The sequence below is a fragment of the Kitasatospora sp. NPDC056651 genome (assembly GCF_042792155.1).
Classification (GTDB): Bacteria; Actinomycetota; Actinomycetes; order Streptomycetales; family Streptomycetaceae; genus Kitasatospora.
In genome coordinates, this window is sequence record NZ_JBHTWX010000048.1 from 52,962 (window position 1) to 59,873 (window position 6,912).

Here is a 6,912-nt window from a genome sequence, read left to right on the forward strand (position 1 = left end):
TCCGTAGGTCAGAGCAAACCGAGGCCGCGCAGGTCGCTGACGTACTTGGCGACCAGCGTGGGAGCCAGCCGGGGCACATCCCCGATCCCCGCTCCGCGCACGGCCTCCCGGAAGCGCGGCGCCGGGGCCGGGCCGCCCTCGCCCGGCTGCTCGAAGGCGTGCAGCAACGGCAGTACCGAGTGGGTGCGCTGTCGTTCCGGCAGTGCGCGGACCGCCGTGGTGAACCGGCCGAACCACTCCTGGTAGTCGTCGATGCGCCGGATCGGGTGGCCCGCTTCGATGAGCCAGTCCACGAAGGTGTCCAGTGACGCACCGTCCTCGTGCGGGTTCGACGCGTTGAACGTACGGTAGCCGTCCGGCGAAGAGGTGCCAAGAGCGGTGACCGCCTCGGCGAGGAAGTCGACCGGGAGGCCGTCATAGTGCGCGGGAGCACCGCGCTGGAAGGAGCGCGGCGCGAGCCCCGTGGCCACCAGGCTGAGCAGCAGCCGGGTCAGCACGTCGGGCACGTTCAGCTGCCCCGCGTACCGGCTGTGCGCGAGGATCATGCCCGAGCGGAACGAGGTGACCGGAAGGCCGTACCGCTCGTGCGCCTCCCGCAGCAGCACCTCGCCGGCCCACTTGGCGGCGGCGTACCCGTCGGCGTAGCCGCCGCCGACGCTCCGGCGGGGGAACGCCTCGCGGACGTCGGCGTCCTCGTCGAGCGCGGAGGGCCCGGCCGCGCCGCGCACGGCCACGGTGGACAGGTAACTCACGGGCTTGAGCCGCTCGGTGAGCGCCAGCCGGACCACCTCGGCGGTGCCCGCGACGTTCGGCCCGAACAGCTCGCCGTACGGCAGCACGTGGTTGACCAGGGCGGCCGGGTGGACGATCTGGTCCACCGACTCGGCCAGCCCCTGCCAGACCGCCTGGTCCAGGCCCAGGCGCGGTTCGGCGAGGTCCCCGGCCAGGACGGTGAGCGTCCCGGCCGACAACTCCCGGTACAGCAGGGCTGGTTCGGTGCCGGCGGAGCCGAAGGACCGGGCGAGCCGCTCGGCCGCGTCCGCCGGGCTGCCGCCCCGGACCAGGCAGATCAACCGCCCGCCGGACGGGCTCAGACGGCGCAACCACTCCAGGCACAGGAACCGCCCGAGGAACCCGTTGGCTCCCGTGAGCAGCACGGTCCGGGGTGATGTCTCGGGGCCCGGCAGGGCGGTCGCGGCGGCCAGGAGCGGGACGTCGAGGAACCGGTCGAGGGTGAGGTCGCGGGCGCGCAGCTCGGCGGCGCCGGCGCCGTGCACCGAGGCGGCGGTGGGCCGGGTGGCGGTGCCGGTGGCGGTGGCCGTGGCGGCCCTCCGGGCCTCGATGTACGCGGCCACCCCGGCCAGGTCGGTGGCCGGGGCGATGACGACGCCGACCGGCACCTCGACGTCCAGGACCTCCCGGAGGAGGGTGGTGAAGGTCAGCGCGGAGAGCGAGTCGCCGCCCAGGTCGGTGAACCGGACGCCCCCGCCGGCTCCGGCGATGGTCCCGGCCCGGCCGAGGACGGCGCTCACCGCCCGCTCCACCGTCTCCCGGACCGGACGGTCCGCGCCCGTGCGGCGCAACTCCCGCATCTGCCGGTCCTGTTCGTCGGCGAGTTCGGCGTAGCGCCGCTCCAGGACCGGGCCGTAGCGCTCCACCAGCCTGGGGCGCAGCAGCTTGTGGCTGTCGGAGAGCAGGCCGTTCGCCGGGCTGAAGGGCTCGGTCTCGATCAGCACGTCGCGCGGCACCTCGTACGGGTGGAGCCCGTTCTCCCGTGCCGTGCGCCGGAGTTCGACGTCGATCAGCCGCCTGAGCGCCGCCGGGTCGCCGTCGGAGCGGGCGAGCGCGTTCGCCGACGGCACCACCACGGCGAGCAGGTGGGAGCGCTCGCTGTTGCCGTACACGAAGACCTGCCGGACCAGCGGGCTGCCGAGGAAGACGCCCTCCAGGTGGGAGATGGTCACGAACTCGCCCTGGGAGAGCTTGAGCACGTCCTTGGTGCGGCCGACGTAGACCAGGCGGTCCGGCCCGACCTCGGCCATGATGTCGCCGGTGTGGTAGTAGCCGTCCTCGTCGAAGACGGTGGCCGTCAGTTCGGGCCGCCGGTAGTAGCCGGGGATGGCGGCACTGGTGCGCAGCAGCAACTCCCCGCGCGGGTACGGCCGGTCGGTTCGGTAGCAGCCCAACTCCGGGACGTCGGCGAGTTTGTAGTCCAGCACCGGCGGGCGCTGCACCACCGTGTCGAGCAGCACCCCGCCGGCCTCGGTGGAGCCGTAGCCGGTGTACAGGTGCAGGCCCAGGCAGGATTCGACGAACTGCGCGACCTCGGCGGACAGCGGGGCCGTCCCGCAGAAGGCCTTCGCCACCCGCCCGCCGAGGAAGGTCTCCCGCAGCTGCTTCTTCACCGCCGCGTCCGCGTCGCCGGGTTCGCCCGTCCAGCGGGCGAGTTCGAGCCGGTACTGCTGGAAGAGCATGTCCGCGACCCGGGGGACCATGGTCAGCTCGGTGGGCCGGACCAGCGCGATGTCCTCGAACAGGCAGGACAGGTCGCTGCGGGCGGTGAAGCAGCCCAGGCCGCCCCTGGCCAGCGTGCCCAGGACGGACATCCGGCCGGCGTTGTGGCTCTGCGGCATGTAGTGCACCACGACCGACGGCAGGTCGGCGGGCCCGTAGACGAATCCCCACCAGGCGTTGCGGGCCAGCCGCTGCGGGTACATCGCGCCCTTCGGGGCTCCGGTGCTGCCGGAGGTGTAGAGCAGCAGGGCGAGCGGGTCTTCGCCCGGGGCGGGGGTGTGCAGCGGGGCGGGCGGCAGCAGGGCGCCGCGTTCGACGGCCGCGTCGAGGGTGTCGAGGGTGGCGGCGTCGTCGGACTCGGCCAGCTGCCGCCCGGCGGCCTCGAACGCCTCGCGGTGGTCCGGGAGTTCGGGGTGGTAGTCGAAGACCACGAGCCGGCGGACGGACGGCTGGGCGAGCGCCAGGGCGACGGCGGTGTCCAGCCGCTCCAGGCTGGTGGCGAGGACCAGCGGTTCGGTCTTCTCGACGATCGGCGCCAGCTGGGCGAGCGGTGCGCTCGCGTGCAGGGGCACCGAGACCAGGCCCAGGTGGACGCAGGCGAGGTCGAGCACGGCGTAGTCGGTGCTGCTGAAGCCGAGCGCGCAGACCCGGTCGCCGGGGGTCAGCCGGTAGCCGCTCTCGTGCGCCCAGGTGCCGGCGAGCGAGCGTATCCGCGCCCACAACTCCCGGTAGCTGATGGTCTCGAAGCTCGGCAGCGGTTCCCCGGTGGCCCGGTCGCGGGCGCGTTCACCGAGGGCGGGCCGGTCCCCGTACGCCGCCATGACGGTGGCCATGATCTCGGCGGGGCCGGTCGCCGGATCGGCGAGCGCGGCCCGGACGGCCTCCGACTGGCCGCTGCCGTCCGAGTCCTGACGGTCCGTCGGCACGGGGGCGGCCGTCACCAGGCGACCGGCAGGGCCTCGGCCCCGCGGATGAGGCGTTCCGTCCGCCAGTCGATCCGCTCGGGCGCGACGGCCAGGCGCAGGCCCGGCAGCCGGCGGACCAGCGAGTCGATCGCGGTGCGCAGCTCCATCCTGGCGAGCTGGGCGCCCAGGCAGTGGTGGATGCCGTGCCCGAAGGTGACGTGCGGGGCGGCGGTGCGGTGGAAGTCGATCAGGTGGGGCTCCTCGAACACCTCCGGATCCCGGTTGGCCAGCCCGAGTTCGGCGACCACCGCGTCGCCCGCGCGGATCGTCTGGCCGCCGAGCTCCACGTCCTCCAGGGCGATCCGGGTGAACCCGGCGGTGGCGCTGATCGGGACGACGCGGGAGAGCTCCTCCACCGCGTCGGGGATCAGGCCGGGGTCGGCCACCAGCTGCCGCCACAGCTCCGGCCGGGCGAGCAGGGTGTAGACGAAGTTGCCGATCTGGTTGGCGGTGGCCTCCTGGCCGGCGGACAGCAGGCTGACCCCGAGGCCGACCAGCTCCTCGTCGGTGAGCCGGTTCTCCTCGTCCTCGACGGAGGCGAGTTCGCCGAGCAGGTCGGAGGTGGGGTGGGCGCGCCGCTGGGCGATCAGACCGGCCAGGTAGTCGTTGAGGTGGCCGCGGTCGCGGGCGGAGAGCTCGGGGTCGGAGAGCGTCAGCAGGCCGTCCACCCAGGAGTTGAAGCGGTCACGGTCGGAGACCGGCACCCCGAGGAGCTCGCAGATCATCGTGACCGGGAGCGGCCAGGTCAGCGCCTTGGTGAGGTCGGCCGGCGAGCCCGAGTCGATCATGGCGTCCAGCAGGTCGTCGACGATCTCCTGGGCGCGCGGCCGCAGCGCCTCGACCCGGCGGACGGTGAACGGGTTGGCCACCCGGCGCCGGAGCCGGGTGTGGTCGGGCGGGTCCATGCTCAGCATCGAGGTGCGGGGGAGCCCGGCCGAGACCGTGCGGGGCACGTGGTCGCCCACCGCCTCGGCCCGGCTGAACCGGGGGTCGGCCAGCACGGTGCGGACGTCGGCGTGGCGGGTGACCAGCCAGCCGTCCCCGCCGAACGGCAGACGGACCCTCAGGACGGGCTGCCGGCCACACACCGCGGCCAGCTCGGGGTCGATGTCGAGCCGGTGCGTGGGGCCGAACGGATAGGCCCGGGGCCCGTCGTCCGTGGCGGTCATGGTGTCAGTCCTTCCGGTCCCGGGGGCGGTCACAGTGCCGCGATCCGCCCGCCGTCGATGACGAGGTTGCTGCCGGTGATCCAGGAGGCGCGGGGAGAGACGAGGAACCCGACGGCCTCGGCGATGTCGTCGGCCCGTCCGATCCGGCCGAGCGGGATGCCCTCGGCCCAGTCCGCCGAATCCGTCGTCCCGAGGCAGTCGGCGATCGCGTCCCTGGCCTCGTCCGCGCCCGGTGTCCCGACGTTTCCCGGGGAAAGCGCGACGACCCGGATTCCGTCCGGGGCAAGTTCCGTCGCCAGCCCCTTGTGGTAGACCTCCAGGGCGGCTTTCGCGGCGGCGTAGTGCAGGATCACCGGATAGGACGAGACGGTGGCGATCGAGGACATGTGGACGATGACGCCGCCACCGCCGGAACGCATCGCGGGCACCAGCGCGGAATTGAGCCGGACCGCGGCCAGGAAATTGATGTCCACGGTGTACTGCCAGTCCTTCTCGATGTCCAGCGCGCTCTGGAAGGACCGGCAGCCGCCGGCGTTGTTGACCACGATGTCGACGCCGCCGAGGAGGTCCAGCGCGGTGTCGGCGAACGCGCGGACGCCGTCCGGGGTGCCGAGGTCCGACGGTACGAAGGTGCTCTCCGGCGGGGTGTCCTCGGTCGGTTTGCGTGCGGTGGTGACGACGGTGGCGCCGGACTCCAGAAGCTTCCGCGCGATGGCGGCGCCGATGCCGCGGCTTCCGCCGGTGACCACCGCGCGCTTTCCGGCCAATTCCCGGTCCACTCGGTCCCGCCGCCTTCCCCTGGGTCGGAAAACCTGTCCGCGACGCTTTCCGACACGTATTCGCGAAATCCGCTCGCGAAATCGAAAGGCATTGAACGGCGGCGCGGAGCCACTGTCGACCACTATCGACGAGAGCCTTCCGCATGGTCAAGACGATTGTGTCGATGCGGTGCATCGCCCCGTGCGGTGCAGTGCGGTGCGATGTGGTGGATCCCGGCACGTGCTGGACGAAAGGAACGGCGCCGCCGATAATGTTCCGTATTCGACGAGCCGGAATCGACCGGCGAAATCGGGAGGAACAATGGCCTGTTTGGCGGAACCGTTCACCGTGGGCGATCTGACGGTCCCGAACCGGATCGTGATGGCGCCGATGACCAGGATGAAGTCCCCGGGAGGGGTGCCGGGCCCCGACGTCGCGGAGTACTACGCCCGGCGCGCGGCCCACCAGGTGGGGCTGATCGTCACCGAGGGTACCTACATCGACCGCGCCGCCGCCGCGGCCTTCGACGGGGTGCCGCACTTCCACGGCGAGGCGGCCCTGGCGGGCTGGGCCCGGGTGGTGGCGCGGGTGCACGCGGCCGGCGGCCGGATCATCCCGCAGCTGTGGCACACCGGCGTCCAGCGCCCCGGCGCCGAGGCGTCCGCCGAAGGGCCGTCCGGGATCGGGCTGGACGGGGGCCCGCTGGGCCTGGCGATGAGCCAGCGGGACATCGACGACACCGTGGCGGGCTTCGCCCGGGGAGCCGCGGACGCCGAACGGCTCGGCTTCGACGGGGTCGAACTCCACGGCGCCCACGGCTACCTGATCGACGACTTCCTGTGGAGCGGCACCAACCGGCGCACCGACGGCTACGGCGGCCACCCGGCCTCCCGGGCCCGCTTCGCGGCCGAGATCGTCCGGGCCGTCCGGGCGGCGGTCAGCCCGGGGTTCCCGGTCTTCTTCCGGCTGTCCCAGTGGAAGGTCAACCACTACGAGGCCCGCATCGCGCAGAGCCCGCAGGAGCTGGAGCAGCTGCTGACCCCGCTGTCCGAGGCGGGCGTCGACGCCTTCCACGCCTCCACCCGGCGCTACTGGCAGCCCGAGTTCGAGGGCAGCGCGCTCAACCTGGCGGGCTGGACCCGCAGGCTCACCGGGAAGCCGGCCGTGACGGTCGGCTCGGTCGGGCTGGACCGCCAGTACGGGGAGGGCGAGTTCGCCCAGGGCTTCACCCGGGCGGCCGGGATGACCGGCATCGAGGACCTGGTCGAACGCCTGGAACGCGACGAGTTCGACCTCGTCGCCGTCGGCCGGCCATTGCTGGCGAACCCGGACTGGGCACGGCGGGCACTCGGCGGCGAACTGGCGGGGGCGGTGCCGTACGACCCCTCGGTGCTGAAGTCGCTCGAGTGACGCGACACGGGCGGTGAAGCCGTGCTGCGGGCCTCGCACCATTCGGTGAAGCGAGGCCCGCAGTGCTTTCCGGCGCCGGTCGCATGACGCCGGGG

At 73.1% G+C, this 6,912-nt stretch carries 4 protein-coding genes; 1 reads left to right on the forward strand and 3 read right to left on the reverse strand.

What is annotated here, in order from left to right:
• Positions 1 to 8 precede the first annotated feature (8 nt).
• Genes car through ACFRAR_RS20060 form a run of 3 tightly spaced genes read right to left on the reverse strand, consistent with a single transcriptional unit; the run spans position 9 to position 5,415 of the window.
• Positions 9 to 3,440, reverse strand: coding sequence for a carboxylic acid reductase (car, locus tag ACFRAR_RS20050; protein ID WP_380699454.1), 3,432 nt, complete (start codon positions 3,438 to 3,440; stop codon positions 9 to 11).
• 11 nt (positions 3,441 to 3,451) lie between these two features.
• Positions 3,452 to 4,648 carry a cytochrome P450 gene (locus ACFRAR_RS20055; RefSeq protein WP_380699455.1) on the reverse strand — a complete coding sequence of 399 codons (1,197 nt, stop codon included), beginning with the start codon at positions 4,646 to 4,648 and terminating at the stop codon, positions 3,452 to 3,454.
• Between the two features lie 29 nt (positions 4,649 to 4,677).
• Positions 4,678 to 5,415: an oxidoreductase gene (locus ACFRAR_RS20060; RefSeq protein ID WP_380699456.1), complete on the reverse strand. Its 738-nt coding sequence runs from the start codon at positions 5,413 to 5,415 to the stop codon at positions 4,678 to 4,680.
• Between the two features lie 313 nt (positions 5,416 to 5,728).
• On the opposite strand from ACFRAR_RS20060, the gene ACFRAR_RS20065 reads away from it, so the two are divergent.
• Positions 5,729 to 6,817, forward strand: a complete 1,089-nt coding sequence (locus tag ACFRAR_RS20065; protein WP_380699457.1) for an NADH:flavin oxidoreductase — start codon at positions 5,729 to 5,731, stop codon at positions 6,815 to 6,817.
• Positions 6,818 to 6,912: the final 95 nt, after the last annotated feature.

Excerpts from the sequence above, each read along its gene's own strand:
- ACFRAR_RS20055 (WP_380699455.1), bottom strand. The coding sequence starts at position 4,648 with ATGACCGCCACGGACGACGGGCCCCGGGCCTATCCGTTCGGCCCCACG.
- ACFRAR_RS20065 (WP_380699457.1), top strand. The coding sequence starts at position 5,729 with ATGGCCTGTTTGGCGGAACCGTTCACCGTGGGCGATCTGACGGTCCCG.